This window comes from Chitinophaga sedimenti (assembly GCF_023156195.1).
Classification (GTDB): Bacteria; Bacteroidota; Bacteroidia; order Chitinophagales; family Chitinophagaceae; genus Chitinophaga; species Chitinophaga sedimenti.
Genome location: NZ_JAKUKA010000001.1, coordinates 2,486,337 through 2,510,917, shown reverse-complemented (window position 1 = coordinate 2,510,917; position 24,581 = coordinate 2,486,337). Strand labels below are relative to the sequence as shown.

General features: G+C 48.9%; 24 protein-coding genes and 2 tRNA genes. 12 read left to right on the top strand and 14 right to left on the bottom strand.

Annotation, left to right across the window (positions count from 1 at the left end):
* The first annotated feature begins 180 nt into the window (after window positions 1–180).
* Window positions 181–561: a CPBP family intramembrane glutamic endopeptidase gene (locus MKQ70_RS14320; RefSeq protein WP_248072163.1), complete on the top strand. Its 381-nt coding sequence runs from the start codon at window positions 181–183 to the stop codon at window positions 559–561.
* Between the two features lie 33 nt (window positions 562–594).
* Window positions 595–1,593 carry a hypothetical protein gene (locus tag MKQ70_RS14315; RefSeq protein ID WP_248072162.1) on the top strand — a complete coding sequence of 333 codons (999 nt, stop codon included), beginning with the start codon at window positions 595–597 and terminating at the stop codon, window positions 1,591–1,593.
* 13 nt (window positions 1,594–1,606) lie between these two features.
* On the opposite strand, the gene MKQ70_RS14310 is transcribed toward MKQ70_RS14315, so the two are convergent.
* The 8 genes from MKQ70_RS14310 to MKQ70_RS14275 form a co-directional block, all read right to left on the bottom strand.
* Window positions 1,607–3,049 carry a hypothetical protein gene (locus tag MKQ70_RS14310; RefSeq protein ID WP_248072161.1) on the bottom strand — a complete coding sequence of 481 codons (1,443 nt, stop codon included), beginning with the start codon at window positions 3,047–3,049 and terminating at the stop codon, window positions 1,607–1,609.
* Complete coding sequence (locus tag MKQ70_RS14305) at window positions 3,046–3,549, bottom strand: hypothetical protein (RefSeq protein ID WP_248072160.1); 504 nt, start codon at window positions 3,547–3,549, stop codon at window positions 3,046–3,048. The genes MKQ70_RS14310 and MKQ70_RS14305 overlap by 4 nt, the downstream gene beginning before the upstream one ends.
* Before the next feature lie 815 nt (window positions 3,550–4,364).
* Window positions 4,365–4,437, bottom strand: a tRNA-Gly gene (locus MKQ70_RS14300).
* 11 nt (window positions 4,438–4,448) lie between these two features.
* Window positions 4,449–4,952, bottom strand: a complete 504-nt coding sequence (locus tag MKQ70_RS14295) for a hypothetical protein (protein ID WP_248072159.1) — start codon at window positions 4,950–4,952, stop codon at window positions 4,449–4,451.
* 68 nt (window positions 4,953–5,020) lie between these two features.
* Window positions 5,021–6,028 (bottom strand): hypothetical protein, encoded by a 1,008-nt coding sequence (locus tag MKQ70_RS14290; protein WP_248072158.1) that lies wholly within the window; start codon window positions 6,026–6,028, stop codon window positions 5,021–5,023.
* A 27-nt stretch (window positions 6,029–6,055) separates the two neighbouring features.
* The gene (locus tag MKQ70_RS14285) at window positions 6,056–6,835 is read right to left on the bottom strand and encodes a (Fe-S)-binding protein (protein WP_248072157.1); all 780 of its coding nucleotides are present in this window, start codon (window positions 6,833–6,835) and stop codon (window positions 6,056–6,058) included.
* An 18-nt stretch (window positions 6,836–6,853) separates the two neighbouring features.
* On the bottom strand, window positions 6,854–7,177 hold the full coding sequence (locus MKQ70_RS14280) for a (Fe-S)-binding protein (protein ID WP_248072156.1): 324 nt from the start codon (window positions 7,175–7,177) through the stop codon (window positions 6,854–6,856).
* Window positions 7,174–7,953 carry a (Fe-S)-binding protein gene (locus MKQ70_RS14275; protein ID WP_248072155.1) on the bottom strand — a complete coding sequence of 260 codons (780 nt, stop codon included), beginning with the start codon at window positions 7,951–7,953 and terminating at the stop codon, window positions 7,174–7,176. Before MKQ70_RS14275 ends, MKQ70_RS14280 begins: the two co-directional genes overlap by 4 nt.
* A 253-nt stretch (window positions 7,954–8,206) precedes the next feature.
* On the opposite strand from MKQ70_RS14275, the gene MKQ70_RS14270 reads away from it, so the two are divergent.
* Window positions 8,207–8,761: a phosphoribosyltransferase family protein gene (locus tag MKQ70_RS14270; protein WP_308199467.1), complete on the top strand. Its 555-nt coding sequence runs from the start codon at window positions 8,207–8,209 to the stop codon at window positions 8,759–8,761.
* A 68-nt stretch (window positions 8,762–8,829) separates the two neighbouring features.
* On the opposite strand, the gene MKQ70_RS14265 is transcribed toward MKQ70_RS14270, so the two are convergent.
* Together MKQ70_RS14265 and MKQ70_RS14260 are read right to left on the bottom strand one after the other, a co-directional pair.
* Window positions 8,830–9,870 (bottom strand): phosphohexomutase domain-containing protein, encoded by a 1,041-nt coding sequence (locus tag MKQ70_RS14265; RefSeq protein ID WP_248072154.1) that lies wholly within the window; start codon window positions 9,868–9,870, stop codon window positions 8,830–8,832.
* Window positions 9,819–10,553, bottom strand: coding sequence for a phosphohexomutase domain-containing protein (locus MKQ70_RS14260; RefSeq protein ID WP_248072153.1), 735 nt, complete (start codon window positions 10,551–10,553; stop codon window positions 9,819–9,821). The genes MKQ70_RS14265 and MKQ70_RS14260 overlap by 52 nt, the downstream gene beginning before the upstream one ends.
* A 256-nt stretch (window positions 10,554–10,809) precedes the next feature.
* Between MKQ70_RS14260 and MKQ70_RS14255 the strand changes: the two genes are divergently transcribed.
* The 3 genes from MKQ70_RS14255 (at window position 10,810) to MKQ70_RS38445 (ending at window position 12,212) form a co-directional block, all read left to right on the top strand.
* Window positions 10,810–11,427 (top strand): YceI family protein, encoded by a 618-nt coding sequence (locus MKQ70_RS14255; protein WP_248072152.1) that lies wholly within the window; start codon window positions 10,810–10,812, stop codon window positions 11,425–11,427.
* A 129-nt stretch (window positions 11,428–11,556) separates the two neighbouring features.
* The gene (locus MKQ70_RS14250) at window positions 11,557–12,021 is read left to right on the top strand and encodes a protein-L-isoaspartate O-methyltransferase family protein (protein ID WP_282456492.1); all 465 of its coding nucleotides are present in this window, start codon (window positions 11,557–11,559) and stop codon (window positions 12,019–12,021) included.
* Window positions 11,985–12,212 (top strand): protein-L-isoaspartate O-methyltransferase family protein, encoded by a 228-nt coding sequence (locus MKQ70_RS38445; protein ID WP_282456490.1) that lies wholly within the window; start codon window positions 11,985–11,987, stop codon window positions 12,210–12,212. Before MKQ70_RS14250 ends, MKQ70_RS38445 begins: the two co-directional genes overlap by 37 nt.
* On the opposite strand, the gene MKQ70_RS14245 is transcribed toward MKQ70_RS38445, so the two are convergent.
* From MKQ70_RS14245 to MKQ70_RS14230, 4 genes are all read right to left on the bottom strand, one after another.
* Complete coding sequence (locus MKQ70_RS14245; protein WP_248072151.1) at window positions 12,213–14,705, bottom strand: outer membrane beta-barrel family protein; 2,493 nt, start codon at window positions 14,703–14,705, stop codon at window positions 12,213–12,215.
* Window positions 14,706–15,020: 315 nt separating this feature from the next.
* On the bottom strand, window positions 15,021–17,462 hold the full coding sequence (locus MKQ70_RS14240; protein WP_248072150.1) for a TonB-dependent receptor: 2,442 nt from the start codon (window positions 17,460–17,462) through the stop codon (window positions 15,021–15,023).
* A 335-nt stretch (window positions 17,463–17,797) separates the two neighbouring features.
* Window positions 17,798–18,223 (bottom strand): DUF445 domain-containing protein, encoded by a 426-nt coding sequence (locus MKQ70_RS14235; RefSeq protein ID WP_248072149.1) that lies wholly within the window; start codon window positions 18,221–18,223, stop codon window positions 17,798–17,800.
* A gap of 89 nt (window positions 18,224–18,312) precedes the next feature.
* Window positions 18,313–18,385: transfer RNA gene (locus MKQ70_RS14230), tRNA-His, on the bottom strand.
* 845 nt (window positions 18,386–19,230) lie between these two features.
* On the opposite strand from MKQ70_RS14230, the gene MKQ70_RS14225 reads away from it, so the two are divergent.
* From MKQ70_RS14225 to MKQ70_RS14200, 6 genes are all read left to right on the top strand, one after another.
* Window positions 19,231–19,419 carry a hypothetical protein gene (locus tag MKQ70_RS14225; protein ID WP_248072148.1) on the top strand — a complete coding sequence of 63 codons (189 nt, stop codon included), beginning with the start codon at window positions 19,231–19,233 and terminating at the stop codon, window positions 19,417–19,419.
* Between the two features lie 19 nt (window positions 19,420–19,438).
* Entirely contained in the window at window positions 19,439–20,023 is a 585-nt protein-coding gene (locus tag MKQ70_RS14220) for a hypothetical protein (RefSeq protein ID WP_248072147.1), read from the top strand.
* Between the two features lie 2 nt (window positions 20,024–20,025).
* Window positions 20,026–20,415: a hypothetical protein gene (locus tag MKQ70_RS14215; RefSeq protein WP_248072146.1), complete on the top strand. Its 390-nt coding sequence runs from the start codon at window positions 20,026–20,028 to the stop codon at window positions 20,413–20,415.
* A 133-nt stretch (window positions 20,416–20,548) separates the two neighbouring features.
* Complete coding sequence (locus tag MKQ70_RS14210; protein WP_248072145.1) at window positions 20,549–22,549, top strand: ligand-binding sensor domain-containing protein; 2,001 nt, start codon at window positions 20,549–20,551, stop codon at window positions 22,547–22,549.
* An 85-nt stretch (window positions 22,550–22,634) separates the two neighbouring features.
* Window positions 22,635–23,333: an ATP-binding protein gene (locus MKQ70_RS14205; RefSeq protein WP_308199466.1), complete on the top strand. Its 699-nt coding sequence runs from the start codon at window positions 22,635–22,637 to the stop codon at window positions 23,331–23,333.
* The gene (locus tag MKQ70_RS14200) at window positions 23,314–24,570 is read left to right on the top strand and encodes an ATP-binding response regulator (RefSeq protein ID WP_248072144.1); all 1,257 of its coding nucleotides are present in this window, start codon (window positions 23,314–23,316) and stop codon (window positions 24,568–24,570) included. Before MKQ70_RS14205 ends, MKQ70_RS14200 begins: the two co-directional genes overlap by 20 nt.
* Window positions 24,571–24,581 lie beyond the last annotated feature (11 nt).

Sequence of the window (24,581 nt, the reverse complement as noted above, 5' to 3'; positions counted from 1 at the left end):
ACAAAACGCATGTTTGCAGACCATCCTGAAATTTTTGTAAAATAACCACAGCTGGCCGGGGAAGTTGTGCTTCCCCGGTTGCTATAACGTTTCGCTATGCATCGGTATCGCCACAAGGCTGTTTTATTTTTGATTTTGTGGGGGATGGTTTGTGTGATAATCACGTATGCGTACGGATTAGTGATATGGGCAATTGAAGCGCTGTTTCATGTTGAAATAGATCAAAGCGGTGGCACGTTCGGGAGTAAGTTTTCCTGTTTTTTTGCCACCTGCATTGCTGCTCCTTTAATCGAAACATGCCTGTTCCAGAAAATACCATACGATGCTTTTGCCAGGCGTAAGTGGCAGAACAATTGGCTGGTGGTGTGTGCTGCTTTCGTGTTTGGATTAGGGCATGCTTACAATGTGGCTTACATCATCATTACCACTATCAAAGGAGTGGTGTTGATATATGCATATATCACCTGGAAAGGTATACGAGTCGATAAGTTCTGGATGGTTGCTTTTATCCACGCATTTAATAACATTTTCTTCTTCCTGTTACAGTTGATATTCGAATAGATTGGGTAAATTCATTGCTTTAAATCTTTATCTATGAAAAGAAATGTTTTAACCCTTGTTAGCCTGTTTTGTTGTTCTCTTACTTATGCGCAGACAACAACCAATCGCCTGATTGTAAACGGCGCCACAGACGATAATGTTTCCGCAATTGTGACGAATGGTGGAATAAAGCTTACGCAAAATACGACTTCGGGTTTTAAAGCTGCAAGTCTCGGATTTGATGATCTGTATGGAGGCCGTGGCATTTTTTCGATCGATGCGGTAGACGGAAATTTTGTAGGATTGGATTACTTCTATATCGAAACGCACAAGAATATGTCGCTCGGTACGCGTTTTATTAATCCTTACGCCGGGCCGCTCCGTTTCGCGACGAATGACCAGGACCGGATGAGCATTAGTTCAACAGGTTCGGTAGCTATCGGTGGGGCGCCCATTACTGATTATAAGTTCAAGACTTATGGGCGCATCTGGGGCGAAGGTGTCACCACCAGCTCTGCTTCATTGCCACAGTTTTTCCTGAATGGTCCGCATACTACCTCTTTCGAGACTTATTTGGATGGGAACGGCGTATACATGGGGCCTTATTCCAGTAGTCCGCTCGTGTTCGTTAAGAACGCCGGCCAGGAAACAATGCGCATCGCCGCCAACGGAAACGTCGGCATCGGCGAATCCAATCCTGCCGCTAAACTCGCTGTTAAAGGCGATGTACACGCCCAGAAACTCAAAGTCATCAGTAATGCCAATTGGCCGGACTTTGTATTCGAACAGGATTACAAATTGCCCGTGTTAAAAGAAACGGTTGCGTACGCGCAACAACATAAACATTTGCCGGGCGTTCCTTCTGCCGCCGAAATTGCCCGCGATGGCATGGATGTAGGCGAAATGAATCGGCTGCTGTTACAGAAAGTTGAGGAGCTTACTTTGCATCTTTCCCAGTTGCAGGATAAAGTTGAAGCCCGGCAAAAGAACTGGAAGCACTCACGAAATTATAAAAGCAAAACGTCCCGGCGTGATACCGGGACGTTTTTATAACCGTTTGTCGTGATTACTTTTTCTTCTGCGTTGCAGCCTTTTTCGGTGCAGGCTTAAGTGGCGCAGTAGCGGCCGGCGCTGCGGTGTACTCAAACTGGTTGAGCCAGGCCGTTAGTTTCAGCAGCAGCTGGTTATTGGCAAGGTACAACAGCATCAGCGGCAGTATTTTCATCAGGCCGCGTTTGGTCGTGTGGTCGAGGTCCATCAGTGGCAGTACGAAACCGAGTACAGGGAGGCCAACATATACCACGAGCACCGCGTATAACCAATTGCGGGCCGTCACGTTCAGTTTAGCCCTGAAGATAACAAGTTCCGCCACCAGGCAGATCATGAAAATGTAGATGATGTAGCCCCACAGTTGTTTGGCCCATTCGCCAAACATCAGTTGGGAAGTCATATCGCCAAAGCGTTTCCATAAAGGAGCGAGATTAAACAGGTCCGACCGTATCAACGCGCCCATGTCGTATTGTGCCGGCAGGTAATGCTTAATGTAGAGGCTTTGCGGTATCCAGTAAAACAGGAATGCCGCCACCATAAATACACCGGCGAAGATTGCCATCTGTTTGATACCGGCTTTTTGTTTCCAGGCCACGAAGAGGATTGCTGGTACGAGCATGGCCGCGAGCACCAGTGTCTCTGAACGAATGTATACGGCAAATGCCATCAGCAGCGTAGCAACGTAAAAATGCTGTTTATCCTGTCCCCTGAAGTATTCAAAAAGAAAATAGCAGGAGAGGAAAAAGTACACCATGTTGGCATAGTCGAACAAGGCCATAAAAGTATAGCCATACATCTCCGGCGCTGCCATAAAGAAGAATACCAGCGCACCTGCGAGAATAGGGTGTATGGTTTGTTTCAGCAAATTATACAGGAACACTATAAACGATGCAACAATCACGCCCAGCCACCACTGACCAAACGGAAAGCCGGCCATTTTGTAAATCAACTGCAAACAGGTGATAAAAGGCGGTTTAAATTGGTTATTCGTGGATTCGAGGCTGAGGTTAAAGATCGAGTTGATAAAAGTATGCTCACGTACCGCAAACTCCGCAATCGCTTCCGGACCAGACAGGAGGTCACGGGGAGTGGGAGGCAATACATAACTGCGCCAGATGCTGAGAAATACCAGGAAAGCGATTAATCCGACAAACGGCAGTTCATATAACTGCAGGCTAAAGTCACTTTTGCTCAATGCCGGTTTTTCTTTGCTGAGCAGTACTTTGATGTTCAGTAGTAACATCGCTGCAATCAGCGAACCGAAAACGGTGAGGGTAGTGAGCGGTATATACGCCAGTTGCAATAAGAATGGGAGAATAGATGCTACTGCCACACCCAGCAATATGGACAGGGAGCCGTGCATCACGGGTTTCAGTTTCACTTTAAAAAGACTGAGCACACCGTAGCCCGTAAGAAAATGAACAGCAACTAAAAGAATCGCGGTTAGAAGTTGGATCATAAGGTGGCTTTGTAATTTTTATACTCCGCAAGTACGGTGTCAATAGCTGCGCGGGAGGTTAGGGGAACGATCGACAGGTCCAGGTTGCGGCTGATACGAATAAAATATTTTGCATCGTACAGTGCTTTGCTGTCTGTCCACACTGCTTTCATTTTACCGCTGGTGTAGTAATAAAACACAATCGGTTCCGGTACGATCATGTCGATACCATTTTCCCGATAGTAGCTGTTGGGTTCCAGCAGTACTGTTACGTTGGTGTCTTTCGCGAGCGCCTGTACTAACATGTTAGCCAGCACGTATTGTTTGCCGTACCGTATTTCACGCATGCCGTTTTCGGTCAGTTCCGACAGTTTAGTGGCTTTAAATTCCTCGTAGTAATTCATGGGCCGGCCTTTAAACCAGTCGCTTACCAGGGGTAGCTTCAAAATAAGCACCGCCAGCAGCAACGCCGGGATCAGCAGCAGGCGCCGCCTGAGCTTGTTGGGATGGTTGTCTTTCATGCAGTTAAGTACGTTTGCAATAGCAATAGCTGCAAGATATTAAAGTTATTTTGGATTCTATATCAAAAAAAGTGCAAACCAGTTGCCCGGTTTGCACTTTTGAAAAAGAATAGCTATTCTTAGCGGATCGCTACGATCTTCACAGAAGAAGTATCTTCTTTTTCTTTTTTCTTCTTCGTCGTGTCTTTAGGAGTAGTATCTGGTAAGCAGACAAATCATAAGAAATGTTGGTTTCTACAGATTTGCTATTTGCTGCATAAGCAGATGCTACATTGCCTTGGGCGAAAATAAATCCGCCAGCGGCGGCTACGATTGCGAAAGCTTTAAGGTACGTTCTCATGGTTACTTCATTTAAGACTGGTTAAAAAATAATACTTCAGCTAACTCACTGAAAGAATTGTGCTAATAATTCAGCAAAATCTCTATTTATACAGCTGAGCCTGAATAAGTTATTGGTTTTAAGCGTCTTGCGGAAGTGTTAAAAATATGTTAGAGAACGAATTTTCCTAGTTTAAGTAAGTAGCTCAGGATCAATCTATTAAAAACCGGTCTTAAATCCGCTGATCTCGCGTTTCGCTGGCGCCTCTTTAAATAGAATAGTGTACACGATACACTCGCTATTCTGTGACTGTGCTGTAGACACAAGTGTTATTTCTGGGTTGGCATCAAAAAAGGCGTTGATTTTTTCTGAAAGTTCCTCGGCGGTGAGCGCAGAAATGGAATAGCTTCTATATTTCATGACTATAATATATTATAAGGCAATATACCGCAAATCATTGTAACCGAAGCTGAGTAGATGTTTGGAAGTAATATTGAGCGGAAAACGGGACTCGAACCCGCTGCCTTCAGTTTGGGAAACTGATGCTCTACCAGATGAGCTATTTCCGCTGGTGTTATTATTATTTATTCACCACAATCTTCGACGCAAGCCAGCTGTCCTTAATCGGCACCAGCCACTTTGTTTCCAGTTCCTGCTTGGTGAGTACGGTATTGTTCAGATACAAGGTATTTTCATCAATATACCCCTTATCGATCGCGTAATTTAATTGCGCCATAGGCAACAATTGCACTTTATCTTTTACATAGAATCCCAGCAGCAGCCTGTCGAACAGTGTTACCTGGTACTGTCTTTCTATGCTTTTTATAATGCGTACCGAACTGTCGGTACTGCAACCACTCACACCGGCATTGCTCTCATCGGCCATTAACACGATAACTTGGTTGAACAGCAGTTTACCCCAGCCCTTTACCGGGTCGCCATGCGATAACCATTGCGACGCAAACTGGTGCAGCTGCTCGTCAATTTCCAGCGTTTCGCGCTCGCCAAAAGGGCGGTTGCTCTGGTATATCCAAACTCTCGAAGAAGGGGAGAAGTCCTGTGGTAATAATTCCTTCACGTTCATCCTGCAAATTTAGGGATTTGTGTGAATAAAAAGGAGGGGCTTTTCATTATAGAAAGCCCTCCGTAATGCTATTTTGCCTTCACGCGTCGTTGCAATTCCGTGAGTAATTGTTGCTGTTGCTCAATGATTTGTTGCTGAGTGCGTAGTTGTTCCTGCTGTTGCACCATTCCTTTGTTAAGTTGAATGACATATAGGGAAAGTTCTTCCAGTTTTTCCAGCAGGGCCGCCTGATTGCCGGCGAGGTCCAGTCCCTGCGCGCGGACTTCCAGAGCGGAAGGTATTGAGGGCAGATGTTTATGTTGGCTGATATACGATTCCAGCTCTGGCAGTGGCATCAGGGTATATGTACTGTCAAAAACGTAGTCGGGCCAGTTCGCGAGGTTAATCACTTTCACTTTAAGTGCTTGCACCGTACCCTTTACCGCCAGCCGCTCCGTTGGATTGCCGGTACCAATACCGATGTTGCCGGTACTGTTCTGTATTGTAAAATCAGTGTAGGTGTCCGCATTATTTCTTCTTCTGAGCAATGCCAGGTCTCCAGAGGGCTGTAGTGCCCACGCGTACCCTCTGCCTCGATAATTGGTCCCGTCATGTTGGAATAAGCCGATAGAAGCGGAAGAGGGAGTAGCTGAATAGCTGTTTTCTACTGTGATATTGGCATCAGATCCTGTACCGTGTGAGAGGTGCAGCTGACTCCATACACCATTGGCAATACCGCTGCCTACATTCAGCCATCCCATGCTGCTGCCGCCGTTTACCTGTAATTTGGTTACTCCGTCATCATTGGTAACATTACCAAGATTGATCATGAGTTTATTTCCAATAAGCGTTTTGGATGCATCCAGGACCAGCGGGCGTAATACAGTGTTATTCGAATTGATGGCCCGCAGCATCACGGCCGAACCGTTATCATTCAGGGAGCCGAAGCCGCTTACCGAGGACACGTAATAAATTCCGGAAGTTACGATGTCCCGGTCCGTTGAATTTCCCGCGGTGGTCACTTGTTGGAGATTTTGTTGCGCCCTGGCTTCTGTAAGCGCACAAAGGGTTAATACAACCAATAGTTGTTTTTTCATAAATGTATAGGATTTTAATATATGCGTCTACTCCATACTCGCCGCCACCAACTCCGCAATGTCCAGCACCTTGACTTCATCCTCCTTACCTTTCTCTTTCACCCCATCCATCAGCATCGTCATACAAAACGGGCAATTCGAAGCGATCACCGAAGCACCGGTCTCCACCGCCTCTCGCCCCCGCTCAAAGTTCACACGGGTAGTGCCTTTCTCTTCCTCTTTAAACATCTGCGCACCGCCAGCGCCGCAACATAGTCCGTTACTCCGGCAGCGTTTCATTTCCACCAGCTCGGCGTCCAGCACTTCCAGCACTTTTCGTGGCGCCTCGTAAATATTGTTTGCCCTGCCCAGGTAGCAGGAGTCATGATAAGTGATTTTCTTTCCTTTAAAAGCACCCCCGTCTTTCATACGCACTTTACCTTCGTCGATCAACTGCTGTAGCAGGGTGGTGTGGTGCATTACCTCGTAAGTACCGCCCAGTTCGGGGTATTCGTTTTTAAAGGTGTTGAAGCAATGCGGACAGGTGGTCACTATTTTCTTCACACCATACCCATTCAATAGTTGAATGTTATTATAAGCCATCATCTGGAACAGGAACTCGTTCCCCGCACGCCGCGCCGGATCGCCGGTACAGCCTTCTTCTTTGCCCAGGATGGCGAACTTTACACCGGTTTTCTCCAATATGGACGCAAAGGCCCGGGTGATCTTCTGCGCGCGCTGGTCAAAGCTCCCTGCACAACCCACCCAAAACAGCACCTCCGGTGTTTCGCCGCTTGCCATATAGTCTGCCATTGTTCTTACCTGCATATCTCTTGTTTTTCGTGCTTATGATTGTACCCAGGCATCTCTGTCATCCGGACTGAACTTCCGGGGCGCCATATTGTTTTCTATGTTGCTGAACATCATGTTCCATTCCTGCGGTGCGCTCGATTCTTCCATCACGAGGTGACGGCGCATCTGCAAGATGATATCGAGCGGATTAATGCTCACCGGGCACTCCTGTACGCAGGCATTACAACTGGTACAGGCCCGCAGTTCTTCTTCTGTAATGTAATCCCGCAACAGGCTTTTTCCATCCTCTTTATTTCCCTCTTTATTATTCCTGATGAAGTGGCCCAGTTCTTCAGAACGGTCGCGGGTTTTCATCATAATAAGACGGGGAGAAAGTTTTTACCGGTTTGCGTGGCGGGACAGGCTGCCGAACAGCGGCCGCATTCTGTACAGGCGTAAGCATCCAAAAGATTCTTCCAGGTGAGGTCTTGCACGTCTTTGGCGCCGAATTTCGGCACCGCTGCATCTGCCGGTGCATCAGCGGCTAATTCCGGTTGCATGGCGTATAATACTTCCCGTTGGATCTCCGGCATATTCGTCATTTTACCTTTCGGCTCCAGCGGCATATACCGTGCATTCGGGAAGGCCAGCATAATATGAAGATGTTTGGAATACGGTAAATAGTTCAGGAAGGCCAGCACGCCAAGAATGTGCAGCCACCAGCATCCGCGCTCGATCGCTACCAGCGTGCCCGCGTTCATACCCTCAAAAGCAGGACTGAATAGCCCGCTCACCGCAAAACGTCCTGTCGCCTGGTAGTGATCCGCCGCCTGCGCCTGTAAAGCCAGGTCGGCGCTGTTCATCGTTAAAAACAGCAGCATCAGCACAATCTCGGTAACGAGGATGTAATTCGCGTCAGAACGCGGCCATCCGTCGAGGTCGTGGCTGATAAAGCGTTTCAGTTTAATGAAGTTCCTGCGTGCCAGAAATACCGCGCAGCCCACGATCACCAGCACGGCCAGTATCTCGAATGCGCTGATCAGGAAGGTGTACACTCCGCCCAACATCGGCGCAAACAGCCGGTGCGTGCCGAAAATGCCGTCAAGTACGATCTCCGGGATTTCAACGTTAATAATGATAAAACCGGCATACACAAAAAGTGTAACACGGCTACGAGCGGGTTGCGGAACATTTTTTTCTGTCCAAAGGCCAGCAGCAACATGTTGCGCCAACGTTCATCTTTCCGGTCGGTAAGGGCAATATCGCGGCCCAGCAAAATGTTTTTCCTGATAAGGCCTGCCTTCTTTGCAAAAAAATACACCGCCGCTGCCAAAGCGATAATAAATAAGATTTGTTGCACCATCAGCATTTCCTTGATTTGACTACCCCAATTTACATTTTAAATCCATTCAACAACGTGGAGGGCAATACAATTTACGTATTTTTACATCGCGCAAAATTCAGACATGGAAAAAAGAAGACCATTTTAACGCAGGATGTCATCGAAAAAAGATCGAACGCATCGCTTACGAGATATACGAACATAACAGCGAAGCCGAACAGCTGATCCTGGCGGGCATCTGGGACCGGGGTATCATCCTCACCCACAAAATCGCCGATCATCTCCGCCGCATCGCTCCATTCGATATTAAGGTAATGGAAATCCGACTCGACAAGCAAAAGCCCGAAGGCGTGGAACTGTCCGATTCCATGGACTTTACGAATAAAACCATCATCATCATCGATGATGTGGCTAATTCAGGCCGTACCATGTTGTACGCCCTCAAGCCCTTCCTGGAATTCCTGCCGAAGAAAATTCAGACCGCGGTGCTGGTCGACCGTAAACACAAGTCGTTCCCGCTTTCGGTAGACTTTGTGGGTTATTCCCTCTCCACCACTTTTGAAGATATGATCATGGTAGACGTGGCCGGCGACGATATTCTCTCCGCCTATCTCGTTTAATCATCTTTATAAAAGAAAAAGCGGCTGTAAACCTGGTTTACAGCCGCTTTTTTCATGTTTGATAAAAACTATTTCAGTTTCATATCGCTGATGATCGCTTTTACGCGTTCGTCCAGTTCCGCGTTAACTTTGTCGAAATCAGCTGCGTTAGCCAGTTTCGTGTTTACGGAGAAGTAAAACTTGATCTTCGGTTCAGTGCCGGAAGGGCGGGCAGAAATTTTGCTGCCATCTTCCGGGATGAATTGCAGTACGTTCGATTTCGGCAGGTTGATCGCTTCCGTTGCGCCGTTAGCGAGGGTGCGTTTCTGCTGGATCTGATAGTCGTAAATGGATACCACTTTGGAACCATTGATCGTAGCCGGCGGATTATCGCGGTAGCCCTGCATCATTTCGGCAATTTCTTCTGCACCTCTCATCCCTTTTTTAGTGAGCGAGATCAGTGACTCTTTATAGAAACCATAAGTAACGTAGATGTCGATCAGTTGCTCGAAAAGTGAGCGGCCTTTCTCTTTCGCATATGCCGCCATTTCGCAAAGCATGGCAACAGAGGCAATAGCATCTTTATCGCGCACGTTGTCGCCGATCATGTAACCGTACGATTCTTCGCCGCCGCAGATAAAGTTTTCTTTCCCTTCTTTCTCCTGGATCAGTGCTGCGATCCATTTAAAGCCGGTGAGCACGTTGTAACAGTTCACATTATTGGCCGCTGCGAATACATCGATCAGGTCGGAGGTTACCACGGTTTTACAAACGTAGTCGTTGCGCTGTGCCAAACCACGTTGTTTGCGGCCTTCCACGATGTAGTTGAATAACAGCACGGCAGTCTGGTTGCCATTCATCAGCACCCATTCACCATGATGGTTTTTAACGGCAATACCTACCCGGTCGGAATCGGGGTCGGTCCCTAACAGGATATCCGCATCAATCTCCTTCGCCTTTTTCAGGCCGATGCTCATCGCTTCGGACTCTTCGGGGTTAGGATATACAACGGTGGGGAAGTTGCCGTCTGGTTTAGACTGCTCCTCTACCACGTGTATATTCGTAAAGCCGTAACGGCTCAGGATTTCAGGCGCCAGGGTAATGCCGGTGCCATGTATTGGTGTATACACGATTTTAAGGTCGTGTTGTTTTTAATAATGTCCGGGTTGATAGACAGGCTTTTCAGCATATCGAGGTAGGCATTGTCCACATCTTTACCAATGATGGTGATGTTGGCCTCTCCGCCGGTCCATTTTACTTCTTCGATACCGGAGATTTTTTCCACCTCGCGGATCACGTTTTTATCGTGCGGCGGAATCAGCTGACCACCGTCGTTCCAATATGCTTTATAACCGTTGTATTCTTTTGGATTGTGTGAAGCGGTGAGCACGATACCGCCCTGGCATTGCAGGTGGCGGATGGCGAAACTCAGTTCCGGGGTAGGACGCAGGCTTTCGAATAGGTATACGTGGATGCCGTTGGCCGCCAGCACATTCGCGGCCACCTCGGCAAAATAACGGCTGTTATTGCGGCTGTCGTGCGCAATCGCCATTTTAATACCATTGGTAAAAGCCTGTTTAAGATAGTTGGCGAAGCCCTGGGTGGCCATGCCTACGGTGTAACGGTTCATCCTGTTGGTCCCAACACCCATTACGCCGCGTAAACCGCCCGTGCCAAATTCGAGGTTGCGGTAAAAGGCGTCGGTAAGTTCTTCGGGGTTCTGCTGTTGCAGCAGTTGCACTGCAGCTACTGTTTCAGCGTCGTACTGGCCGGTAAGCCATTTGTCTACTGTGCTTTGAATATTCGCGTCCATATGAGTTTAAATTCGGGCTTTTGTATCAAAAGATATGCTAAAAGTTTTTAGCAGTGTAAAATAAAGATAAAAATTGCATTAGGCAAAGGATAGACGCAGGACACTACGTACAAATACGTATTTCTGAAAATCATGTAGTTCTACTGGTATTGGAAGATAAAAGGTGGTGTACCTTTGCGGCGCAATCAGGAAGTGAAGAGAATATGAATACGCCTTCGCAATACTAATTAATATTTTTATAAAAACAAACCCCAAGATGAAATCTTTAGTAAAAATCGCGCTGTTGCTGACCATTGCCGCAACAGTCAGTTGTAAAAAGAGCGCCGAACACACACCTGCTGAAAATAAAACCTGGGCGGACAGCAGCCGCATCGAGTGGACAGGTTTCGACCCCAATGGTGCTCACAAGGGCTTCTTCGACTTAAAGGACGGCAAGATCCGCATCGAAGACGGCCGCGTGGTAGGTGGTGTCTTTAATATAGACATCGCCTCCATGGAGACCCAGGAACCCGCCACCGCGGAAATCCGCGGCATGATGCTCGACAAACTCCGGGGCCCCGATTTTTTCAACATCCTGAAGTTTCCGTCCGCCACCTTCGAAATCCTCGAAGTAACGCCGTATACCGGTAATAAGTTCGTAGGGGTAAATGGCGCCAATGCGCTGGTGCACGGACAACTCACCATGCTCGGCAAATCGCTCGTGATCAGCTTTCCGGCTAAGATCGAACTCAACGATAAAAGGATCCTGGTGGATGCTGCCTTTACCCTGGACCGTACCGACTGGGGAATGGAATCCGCCAGCCAGCCCGGTGACGATTTGTATGTGGAAAAAGCCGTGGACATCCGCGTAAAGATAAACGCCGGCCGGTCGTAAACACCGCTGCTTGCCTGCGTTATCATCCCCTGTACGTACCGCCATCCGTACAGGGGATAACTTTTGTGGAAAACTGTACACGGCAGCTCCTGTATAAAATACGGTTACATTGGTTATTTTTGCCCTGATATGAAGCGGTACATCGACGATTACAAACAAAAAGGCTTACGAAGACAACTGGTAGAAAGCATCAAACAAAAAGGAATTACGGACGAAAATGTACTGGCAGCCATTAACAACATACCCCGGCATTATTTCCTGGATACGGCATTTGAGAGTATAGCTTATGAAGACAGGGCTTTCCCGATAGGAGAAGGACAAACAATTTCCCAACCCTATACAGTGGCTTACCAGACGCAGTTGTTAGAAGTAAAACCTTTTGAAAAAGTGCTGGAGATCGGCACCGGCAGCGCCTACCAGGCTTGTGTACTGGGTGAGCTCAAGGTAAATCTTTATACTATTGAACGCCAGAAAAAGTTGTTCGATGAAGTAAAGAAATTCGCCTTTAAATCCAGTATCCAACGCTGCGCTTCTTTTATGGCGACGGCTATGAGGGCTTGCCCACCTATGCCCCGTTCGATAAGATACTCGTAACAGCGGCAGCACCTTCAATTCCCCAAAAATTATTAAGCCAGCTTAAAATTGGCGGCAAGATGGTAATACCCGTAGGCAGCGGCGATGTGCAACGCATGAAACGCATCACCCGCGTGTCTGAAACAGAGTTCAGCGAAGAAGTGTTCGACAACTTCTCGTTCGTACCGATGTTATCCGGTAAAAAGGCCTGATTACAGGCCCATTTCCCGTCCGTTCGTTTTTGGCGCGGGCGGGTTCTCTTCCTCTTCTTCTTCTTTCTGTACTTTTTTCTTTCTGAAAAGATTCGGGTCGATTTTAGCAAAGCGGTAGCGCACGTTCACCTTCACAATGCGGGAGGTACGCCGGCGGTCGTAGTCCCGGATAAAGTCCGGCGTTTCATAGTGCGAGGCAAACTGGCGGGTGTTAAACACGTCGGCCAGGCTTGCAGATACCGCCAGGGCATTGTTTTTCAGGAATTCTTTACGAACGGATATGTCGATCCCGTTCATCGCTTTATAAGTGCCCTGTGGCATTACCCGCGGGGAGCGGTAATTGCCGATGATCTGGCCGCTGAATTTATACGGCAGCCTGAAATTACTATTCAGGTTGATGGAATATCCCAGGTTCTCGTTTTCGATGACCCGGTCACCGCTTTTGCCAAACAGGTGCGAGTATTCCAGGTTAAACGTAGTGGTATGCGTCCACCATTTGGTAATCCGCATTTTGTACGTGGTATTGGAGCCGAAGCTGTTATTGGTGGCCAGGTTCTGCGGCGACGTAGTGGTGATGCCGGTCTTCGCATCCGGGATGCTCAGCCGGTCAATCAGTTTATTGGTGGTGGAGTAATAAAAACCAGTGCTGAAGTAGTTCCGCGTTTTCGGGAAATAGATACCGTAGTTCAGCTCGAACTTATGCGTGAACGCCGGTTTCAGTCCCGGGTTACCCACACGGATGTTCATGGTGTCCGAGTTGTTGATATACGGAAGCAACTGGTTGAAATCCGGGCGGTCAATGCGTGTGCTGTAATTGAAAATCAGGTTATGGTCGTTTGGCAGGTTGTACTTCAGGAACAGGCTGGGAAACACGTTCAGGAACGTGTTATTTACTGACGTGTCTTTGCTGTACGAATACCCCGACAACTGCGATCTTTCCATCCTCAAACCCGCCTGGTAACCAAGGTTGCCAAGGGCGCTGGCGATATTCAGATAGCCCGATCCCACTTTTTCACGGTAGCTGTAGTTATTGGAGAGCAGCGGGCTCACAAAAAAATCACCGGTGTTGGCGTCGTATACGTTCGCGACAAAAATGTTTTCGTAGTTGCGTGCCGTGTACTTACCGCCGGCTTCAAACTTACCTTTTTTACCGTAGGGAGTGGTATAATCCATCTGCGCATCCGGGAAGCGGTTGTGATTATCGCCGTCATTCACCTGGTTGGATGGTCTGCCATATATGCTACCATCGGGATGATAGTTAGTCGTGCGGTATTGGCTGCCGCTATTGCCTTTGGAATTGTTGTAATTGACGTAAGCCGTCAGTTCCTGGTTAGGCTTATCAAAAGTTCTTTTAAAGTTGAAGCTCGTGTTGTAAGATAGGCCATTGCCGCCGCTGCGGTTGTTACGGAAACCATACCGCTGTTGCTGCATGTACTCATCTTCATAATTCATATAGCTGCTGTCGCGGTTAGCATTATCCCAGTGATTAAAGCCCCCTGCAAAAGTAAGCGTGGTGCGGCTGTCCAGGTAATAATCAAAACCCAGGCGGCCACCATTTCCTTTATTGGTATTGTGATTGGAACTCTCCTGGATGAAGTAGTTCACCGTATCTTTCATGTTCTTGCGATAGCTGTAACCGCTGCCCTGTTGCTGGTTGTAACGCTGCTGGTAGTTGGCGAACACATTAAACCTGCGTAACCGCATGCTGGCGTTCATGCTGCCATTCGCTTCGCGCGGGTTGGCGGCAGACACGTTGATCATGTAGTTATAGCCCATCGCCTTATCTTTCTTCAGTACGATATTGATAATACCGCCACCGCCAGCCGCATCGAACTTCGCCGAAGGATTGTGGATCAGTTCAATCTTATCGATACTTTCCGAAGGGATCATTTGCAGGGCCGTTTTCGTATCGCCGAAAGGGGATGGCTTTCCATCTACATAAACAGTGATGGACTTGCCCCGCATGCTCACATTTTCATCAATATCCGATTCTACGCCGGGCAAATACTTCATAACGTCCGAAGCGGTGCCGCCGGCCGCTGCCAGCATATTGCTCATATCAAACACCTGCCGGTCTATTTGCATGCTGAACTCGGGCTTCTCGGATTTGATTTCCACGCCCGCCAGGGAAGTCCCTGCTGCAATAAGTTTCAGTTCACCCAGTTGCCTGCTTGCATCCGATTGCAACTTTTGCTCAAACTTATCATACCCCATAAAGGTAATACGCAAAACATAGTCGCCTGCGGGAATACGGGGAAGGGTAAATTGTCCGGTAGGAGTGGTATATACACCAGTAAGTAACGAAGAATCAGCAAAACGCAACAATACCACCGACGCATATTCCACCGGTTTGCCGGTAGCGCCGTCCACTATTTTACCGGTAATGGCTTCTGATGCCACCGCCTGTTGGGTAGCACTCACTTTGTCCTGCGCGAACAGGGCACCGGGGGCCATTATTGCCGTAAAAAGGTAAAGTGGTAAGAGTTTTCTCATGCGCAATAGGTGAGATCAGCAATTTGGTTGATAGAAAAGACGTGTATTATTAAAGCAAAAGTATCGTGCGGGGGTATAGAAAGTTTTCAATTATGATAAGTGGTTAAAGCTGTGAGGGGAGCGGTGGACTGCCGGATGAGCTTACCGCTTATCCCATAAAAAACGGGCTGCTCCGGAGGAACAGCCCGTTTCCAGGTATGCTGATTAATTAAAAGCCCATTTCCATATTGCCCATATTATCGCGCTCGTTCTTCATGTTCTTACGCTTGAATATCTGGCTGTCGAACTTACCGAAACGGTAGCTCACATTCAGTTTCAGGATGCGTGACTCGCGCTTGCGGTAGTAGTCCTGCGCAAAAACATGGTGGTCTGCTCCAGGTTGTACTCGCGGGTGTTAAACACGTCGGAGAGGTTCATGGAAACAGATAACGCCTTGTTTTTCAGGAAGTCTTTCTTAACGGCTACGTCTACACCGCTGAAGCCTTTGATACGACCCTGTGCCGAAGCGCTGGCCATACCCATTCCACCGGGTCCGCCGCCACGTCCGCCGCCGCTGCCTTGTGGCATAGCGATCGCAGGCGCCTGGTAGGTAGCGTTCACCTGGAAGGTAATGTTCCAGGGGAAACGCGTTTCAGAGTTCAGTTTCGCTAACCAGGCAAAGCCGCGGTTCTTGTATGACTCTTTATCGGTAATAACATTCAGTTCTGTCTGGAACAGGTTTACGTTGGCCGTCAGGTCCCAGGTTTTGATCACCTGCACTTTACCGGTCAGTTCCGCGCCGTACGACATGTTCTTGTTCGCATTCACGTAGCGGTTCAGCAGGGTGTCGGTGCCAATCGGCTCGCTGATCGTGGAGATCAGGTTGTTGGTGTTGCGATAGTATAACGATCCGAGGAAGTTGTGTGCGCCCCACATTTTCGCGTACGAGAACTCGATGCTATTCGTGAACTCCGGTTTCAGATTGGGGTTGCCCTCGCGCTGGTTCAGCGGATCGCTATAGTCGCGGTAAGGGATCAGCTGGAAGAAGTTCGGACGGTTTACACGGCGTGAATAGTTCAATTGCAGTTCCCGGTCCTTGTTCATTTTCTGCGACAGGTACACGCTGGGGAAGAAGCCCGGCTTCGCTTTGTTCGGCTCGAACTTCTGGTTCTCGCTCGGGATTTCACCTGCATAAATGTATTGCTCTACGCGCAAACCTGCCTGGTAGCCGAAGTTTTTAACGGCGCCGGCGTAGTTGGCATATACCGCGTACAGTTGTTCGTTATACTTATAATCGTTGCTCAGCACCGGGTTAAACACATTGTCGCCGGTCGCGTTGTCCTTGTCAAACACATCATAAATACTGGAGTAATCGCGGATGGTAGCTTTGGCGCCCGCTTCAAACTTACCTTTTTCACCAATCGGGTTTACGAAGTCGGTCTGCATCGTGATGAAAGTAGTTTTGCCGTCGGTGGTGTTGCTTTGTACGAGCGGACTGCCTACCGGCACACCGGCCGCATTTTGCTGCTGTGTGGTGAAACCACCGTTACGGCCGTTTTTGCTACGGTTGTAGTTGAAGTCTGCCGTCCATTCTTTATTCGGCTGTGCAAACAGGTGTTTGAAGCCGATCTGGCTGGTGTAGTTACGGAAGAAGAAACTCCCATCGGTAAAACGGTCGTTCATGCCCGTAATCGCTTTAGCGTCATCCCGGAAAGTGCTTAGCAGGTTTTCCTTATTGCGGAAATCGCCACCCACGATGTTCTGCGAGATAGAGAGCGTATTGCGGTTATCGAGGTAAAAGTCAAAACCCGCGCGGCCAAACTGGAACTTGCCACCATTGCGGCTATCGCTCACCTGGCGGCTGTAAGACGTATCACTGCCATTGATCGGGAAGTTGGTGCGGTCGGTCACACCATCGCCCCAGTTACGGTTGGCGTTAATGTTGTAGTTGATGAAGAAATTCACTTTACCCTGACGAATGTTCAGGTTGCCACCGCCATTGTATTTATCGTTGGTGCCGATACCGCCGTTCACCATGCCGTTAATACCCGCTTTACGGTTCTTTTTCAGTACGATGTTCAGGATACCGCTCATACCTTCCGCATCATATTTGGCGGATGGGTTGGTAATCAGTTCCACGCTTTCGATCGCGTCGGCGGGAATCTGGTCCAGCGTAAGGGTAGAAGGTTTTCCGTCGACGAACAGGTTGGGCGAAGCGTTGCGTACTTTCACGTTGCCGTCAATGTCCACGTTTACAGAAGGCACACTTTTTAAAACGTCGGTGGCAGTGCCGCCCATGCTCACGAGGTTCCTGTCCACATTGAATATCTTTTTATCGATCCCCATGCTGAATGCGCTGCGCTGACCGGTTACCTCTACCTCCGCCAGTGCCTTTGCGTTGGCTTCCAGGCGCAGGTTACCGAGATCCTGGTCCATGTTCTGCGGTGTGACATTCACCTTTTTGTAAAGTGATTTATAACCCATGAAATTCACGCGGAGGGTAAATTGACCAAACGGCAGGTTCTCGAAACTGAAGTCGCCGTTGGGACGGGTAAGCATACCGGTTACCAGCGAGCTGTCTTTTGCGCGGTGCAGGGTAACGGAGGCGTATTCTACCGGTTGTTTGGTGCTGCCGTCTACCAGTTTGCCATATACATGGCCAATGGTGGGCATGGCGCCGCCAGGTGCGCCCGGAGGTCGCTGACCGCCGGGTTGTTGTGCGTTTGCGGAATAGGCGCAGGAAATAAATAAAAATAAAACTGCTGCAAGTTTTTTCATCTCATAAAATTGTTTGCTTCCTCAGATTCAGGCCTTGGCTTTAGATTTTATACCAAACTGATATACGTCGATGCAGGTAAAACAGACCGCTTCGGCTGCAAAAGTAGCAGTCGGGCACATGCAATCCTGTAATATGTGATAAGTGGGCGTTTTGGCTGGATAGCCTACAAAAAACAGTTAAAATACGCTTTAACAGTAATTAACACTTTAGGGAATGAGCAGCGCAATGACCAGGTATATTGCACCTACACCGAGACCGATTAGCGCACCTACACCCGCCAGCATATTGGTTTCTTTCGACACCGCCTTTTCAATGGTAGCGATAGATACTTCGTTTACTTTGCGGGTAACGAGGTTTTGCAGATCAAAATCCTTTTCGGCATTGCCCGGTACTGATCAATAATTTTCGGGAACAGTGTATTCAGTTCCGCTACCAAAGTGCCTTTTATCTGCGAGATGGTGCTGTCACCGATGAACATGGACAGTACGGGCATGGCTTTCGGCAGCTTTTCACGAAGAAAATGATCAAGTTGTGTTTCCACATAAGGCATGATAGCCTTTATCTTTTCCGGATCGCTGAGTTTGGCGCGGATCGCGTCGAAAGAGAATAATTGCGTGGCGACGAGATGACCAATTTTTTCGGCCAGCTCAGGTTGTTTTTTAGGCAGGATGTTGCGGAATAACAATTTTACCGCCACAAAAATGGACAACCAGCCGGCGATAGCGGTAACGATGGGTACGATATAAACAAGCATCTGCATAATGAGTAAATGGACTGCAAATAAAGTGCAAAAAATTGAGTGTACTAAAAACAAAAACGGCCTCCGTGAAGGAGGCCGTTTTTTTTCCGGGTAATTGAGGGGGCTCGAACCCCGACCCTCAGAACCACAATCTGATGCTCTAACCAACTGAGCTACAACTACCGTGTGTTTGTTTGTTTTGTGGAGTGCAAAGGTAATACAATTCGTTTTTAATTTCCAAATCGCAGTTAAAAAAATCTGAAAATATTTTTCATCGCCCCTAAAACTACGGACGAGCTTTAGTTGGGTGGTAATGAATAAGCTATCCTCTTTTACGGCGCCGGCATTTTCCGTATCGCTTACCTTCCCGCGGGCGACGCTCATCCGCATAAACTTCATTGTTCGGCACAGCGCTGCCGCTAATCCTCCCTATAAGCATCCGTATTTCATCCTTCGTTGATAATACGTATATCCTTCGCTCATCCCAGGTTCAATTTAGGTTCGTGAACCTAAGTTGAACCTAAGTTGAACCTAGGATGAACCTAGGATGAACCTAGAATGCTTAAAGCATGCCCTAATGCTGGTCACGTCCGGAAACAGGTTTACATCCAGGTTAATAATCCGGATTAAGGTTTACACTTATCGTTTTTAATCCATACAAAGGTTTACAGATCAATCGGTAATGGGCACTACGGTGACAATAGCAAAAGGGAGGCTTACTTCATATTAGAAATTTCCGCGGTAGAATGCCTGAAATAACCCTGCAATCTGATATTACTTTCCCATTACAATTTTTTTACGGCTTCATTTTCATAAGGTTAAGGCCCGGTAGAGGCCGGTGTGTAAACGACCCACTTTGGCTGCCTCGGAAAAAGACGTATTTTTGCAGCTCGCAATCAAAACTTACTAGCCCGGCATGCGTAGTGCTGGGCTTTTTCTATGCCTGAACGGAAAAAGTAGATGTTTTATTAACGAAGTGTTTGGTTGTTATTTTTGAATGGGTTAAAAAAGTACTAATTTATAAGCATATGGATCAACTCAAACTTAAACTCAGGGAGTATTACCAACGGATCCGGGAGCAACAGCCGGGGGACGGGAAAGGGAAAGCGAAGGATGGTGTGTTGAAGCTGGAAAACGACATCCTGACACAGTTCGGATTGCCGGTTTCCAAACGCTTTGTCCAAATCCTGCACGATTTTACCGATCATAGCCAGTGAATGACCAGCTCTGGACTATGTGAGTAAAAAATTACGGGAAGCCGCCAGGAAGTACCTGCTTGCGCCCGTGATGTCGGATTACGAACAGCTCAGCCACGCACGTGACCAGAAACGCAGTCCGTACGATGTATTGCCCGAACTGGGCTATCCGCCGCACGATTACGCACTGTTCCTGCTGGGCGAATTGCTGTACCGCCGCAACATGGCTGTAGCAGACGTACTCGATGAACTGAAAAAGGTACAGCGCCATCAGCAATGGGAGAACATCCGGGAGCTGGCCAAAGGCGCTGATGCAGACCTGTACGAGAAATTGCAGAAGCTGCACCTGCGGTTTGTAGACGAATACCTGCAATTCGCAAAACGTAAAAGCACTACCTCGAAATCCAGGAGCAAACGCGCCACGCCGGCGGAAGAAGGTTATAAGCCTAACTTTCACACCATCGTGAAAGCGCAGGTGGAAGACATTGTGTTCGACGATAAAACGCCGCCGCGCCTGTACGGTAAAATGAAAATAGGCGCCAGGCTGACGAAGATGTCAGTAGGCATGGAGTTTTCTGAACTGAACCAGCTGCTGGCCGCTGCGGGGGAGATGGGCGAAAAATAGGGATGCTGCTCAAAAAGCGTATGGGAGCACAGAACGGCAAACCGGTGATGATCGATATCCGCGCGGAATTTGGCGAAGTGCTGAAGCTCGACGACTGTTACCTGGAAGTGTACAAACAGCAACACCTGGTAAACGGAAAATGGGTGGAGGAGAAAGAGGCTTTCTATTTCGTGGAAAAGATCCTCAGTAAAAAGAAAGTGGAAAAGCGCATGAAGGAAGAAGAAACCAAGCAAAAGATCCGGGAGTGCCTGGAGCTGGTGGGCGGTTCGTATGTAGCGTACCAGCGCCTTCGCCGGCTCGGTATCACCGACGACGAAGCCAAGCTGCGCGCGGGGTTGCAGGACGAACTGCTGTTTAAACTTTCCTACTACCTGCACAAATTGAAAGATTAACGATTACTGCTACTGGTGATGAGGAACCCGCGTCTTTTTACAGACGCGGGTTTTTTTGTGCACGATTGTTACGTAACTTTAACAATGCGGTTGTTGCAACCGTAGGGAACCAGCACGATTAAACGGGCCACGAATGAAGAGATTATCCCTTTTATGGCTGATATTGATCGCCACCATTAAAAGCATGGCCGCCGACAGCGGTCAGCAACCTTACTACCTTATACAACTCGATAACCGCACAGGCCTGTCTAACAGCGCTGTAAACCAGTTATTAATGGACAGCGGCGACCTGCTGTGGGCCGCCACCTGGGACGGACTTAATATGTACGACGGCAGCGCGTTCCATGTGTTTAATTACGGGAAGGACAATATGTTGCGCAGTATCGGTAACAACGTCGTGCTGCAGATGGCGGAAGATGCCCGCGGTTTCATCTGGATGACGACCGTGGAAGGTGTTTCCTGCTACAACAAACTGACGGGCCGGTTTTCTAATTACTTCTATGAAAAGCGCCAGCACAGCCGCATCAGCGAACAGGAATATGAACTGGTCACCGATAAGGCGGGCGCGGTGTACTGTCTTACCCGCCAGGACGGCCTCATGTACTACGATGCCGCCCGCGATTCCTTCACCGTATGTGCATTACCGCTAAGCGGGGACCGTATCGCCAAAGCGGCTTTTGATGCGGCCAACCGTCTATGGTTGCTGCATGCGGACGGCAGGCTCGAAGCTTTTACACAGCACGACGGACGGTTTCACCTGTACCGCACGGAGCAGGCAATCAGCAACTTTTTTACGGAAGATCAAAGATTGTTTTTAGTGAGCGGCCGCCAACTGCGGCAGCTGGATGTACATAGTCTGCAACCACTATTACAGGCGGATTTACCCGCCCAGGTAAAGGCGTTGCACCACTACCAGGGGCATTACCTGCTGGCCTGGGCCACGCAGGGCTTTGGAGTGTACGATGCCCAATTACGGCCCACCGATTTCTTAAAAACGGCAGCTGCCACCTTGCAGGGCACACGTATCACCTCTTTTACAGGCGGCCGTGAAGCCGTGTTGTGGTGCGGTACCGATGGTAATGGCATCTATAAGATATATCCGCAAACCCGTTATTTCGGCGAGGTAAGCCGCTTTTCCAAACCCGTGCGCGCGTTTGCCGAGGTAAATGGCGCATTGTGGGTAGGCACGAAAGGCAGCGGCATCGTATCGATCAGTGGTGGCTCGCAAAAGTCAATGTTCGGCGAGCAGCTCGAGAACAATGCCGTGTTTGCGTTGCTCAACGCGGCAGACAGTCTCGTGTACATCGGTACCGATGGAAAAGGTATCCAGGTATACGATCGCGTGCATAAAAAGTTATACCGCTGGAGTGAACTGGAAGGCAGTTCGCGGTTCCCGGTATTTGGTTCGGTGTACGCGATACTGGCGGATGTCGACGGGTCATTGTGGCTAGGCACCAGCGGCTACGGGCTCATACAGCTGAAGGTGGTGAAAACCCGGCAGGGACTGGCGGTAGCGCGGTTCAGGCAGTATTTGTTTAACGGTACGGGCAGTGGTCCCGCCAACGATATTATTTATTCGCTGGCCTTCGGAAACGATCATCAATTATGGATCGGGTGCCGGTACGGCGGCCTTAGCCGGTTTGATATCACGAAACAGCAGTTCAGGCATTACAAAGCGTTTTCGTACGACGGCAGTTTGTCGCACAACGATGTACTATCATTATACCCCGATCACCAGGGCCGTCTGTGGATCGGCACCAGCTATGGTTTAAACTGGTTATCTTTTAAAGAAGCAGACAAGGCCCGCCCGGTGTTTGGCAAATTCACCACGGATAATGGCATGCCGAACAACACCGTACATGCCATTGCGGAAGACGGGCAGGGGAACATCTGGGCGAGTACCAATAAGGGACTGGCACGCATCAGCGCCACAGCTACGGATATATCGCACTACCAGGAGCAGGACGGGTTGCAGAGTAATGAGTTCAGCGATGGGGCGGTGTGGAAGGATGCTGCGGGCAATTTGTATTTCGGCGGCATCTATGGTTTCAATAGTTTTCTGCCGGGGAATGTACGCGGCCGGAACGGGCATCCGAACCTGTTGTTAAGTGGCGTGCAGTTGGGGGCAAACTGATGGAAGACAACGTATACCAGGTATTGCAACCAGCACAGAATAACGTTACTGAATATACGCTCGAGCGCCGTAGTAACTTTTTGAACTGCAGTTAAAGGCTATCAGCTATCTGTATGCGGAAAAATGTGAGTACGCTTACTTCCCGGAAGGGTACGATAAAACCTGGCATTACTCCGGCGGCAGCGGCAAAGTGGCTTATGGCAACGTGCCGCCCGGCCGTTATACGTTAAAAGTAAAATGGTCGAACGGGGAGGGCAACTGGACCGGCGAAACCGCTGTATTGCAACTTCATGTGAAGCAATACTTCTGGCTTACCTGGCCAGCGTACCTGCTGTATCTGCTGGTGATCGGCGGCACTTCCACCGGCATTTTCCTGTATCGCCGCAATAAGCTGGAAATGAAATACCAGCTCGAAATGGAGCACCTGCTACGCACCAGGGAGGAAGAAGTGCATCAGCAGCAACTGAGTTTCTTCACCAATATTGCCCACGAGTTACAAACGCCGTTAACGCTCATTGTGGGTGCAGCAGAAAGGCACCGCAGCCAGGAAAGCGGTTACTTTCCCTCGCTGTTGCAGCAACAGGCGTCGAGGTTAACGTACCTCGTGCAACAACTGCTGGAGTTCCGCCGGGCAGAGTCGGGCTTTCTTAAAAATTATTATACACAGTTAGATGTCTCAGCCCTACTGGAAAACATTGCCGGCCTTTTTGCGCCGCTCTGCCGGCAAAAGGGTTTTACGTTACGCTGTACGGATAACACCTGGTATGGAAGGCGCGGTAGATAAGGACAAAGTGGAGAAGATCATGTTCAACCTCCTGTCTAATGCCTGCAAACACTCGCCCAAAAACCAGGAGGTTACTTTCACGGCAGCGGTGAAAGCCGGCATGCTCGAAATCCGTGTATATAATTCAGGCATTACCATTCCCGAAGAACAGCTGGAACAGCTGTTCACCCGCTTTTTTGCGGCAGACACCCATCCCCGGGAGAAGTTCAGCGCAGGGATTGGTCTGGCCTTTACCCGGCAACTGGTAACATTGTTGCAGGGACAAATCACCGTTACGAACGAAGACAGCGGCGTCGCCTTCCGGGTATCGCTGCCGTTGCAGCCGCTCGTGGAGGAAGGGGCATATATCATCCAGCAGGAGGATGTAACGCCATCGCCCCTGTTGCAATCCATAGCAGAACCCCTTGGGAAACAGGAGCAGGATTTTACCGAAGCCAATCGCCTGCCGCAGATCGAAAGTCTGGCCGGCGAGCGTAAAAGCATTTTAATCGTGGAGGACGAATACGCGATCCGTCACCTGCTGCGCGATGTGCTGGCCGCCCAATACATTATATATGAAGCCGCAAATGGCGCCGAAGCGCTGGACCTGATCCGCCAGGCATTGCCAGACCTCATCATCAGCGATGTGATGATGCCCGACATGAACGGGCTCGAACTCTGCGACCGAGTAAAAAATGCCCCCAGTACCTGCCATATACCTTTTATAATATTATCTGCCCGCGGCGCTATCGAAAATGAAATTGAAGGATACGAGGCCGGTGCGGACGCATATATTCCGAAACCTTTCCATATTACCCACCTGCAGGTACGCGTGCGGAAACTCCTCGAATACCGGCAACGGATGCACGATTTGTTCCGGGCAGACAGTCCGGTCGGCAATATCGCGGATGAGGAAATGGGGGATGAAGACAAACAGTTCCTTCAACAGATCGTAAAATTCATAGAAGACAACTTCAGCGACGACAGCCTGAGCGCCGCGCATCTTGAGAAACATATGAACCTTAGCAAGATGCAGTTATACCGCAAACTAAAAGCCCTCTCAAACATGACCCCGGGCGAATTTATCAAGTGCATCCGCCTGAAGGAAGCGGCCCAACTTTTGGTGACTACGCAGCTGACCGTGACAGAAATTTTTTACCGGACAGGGTTTAATAACCAGTCCTATTTCTTCCGGGAATTTAAAAAGCAGTATCAATGTTCACCAAATGAGTACAGGGCGCAGCAAACGGCGGTGTAGATAAGTTTGTA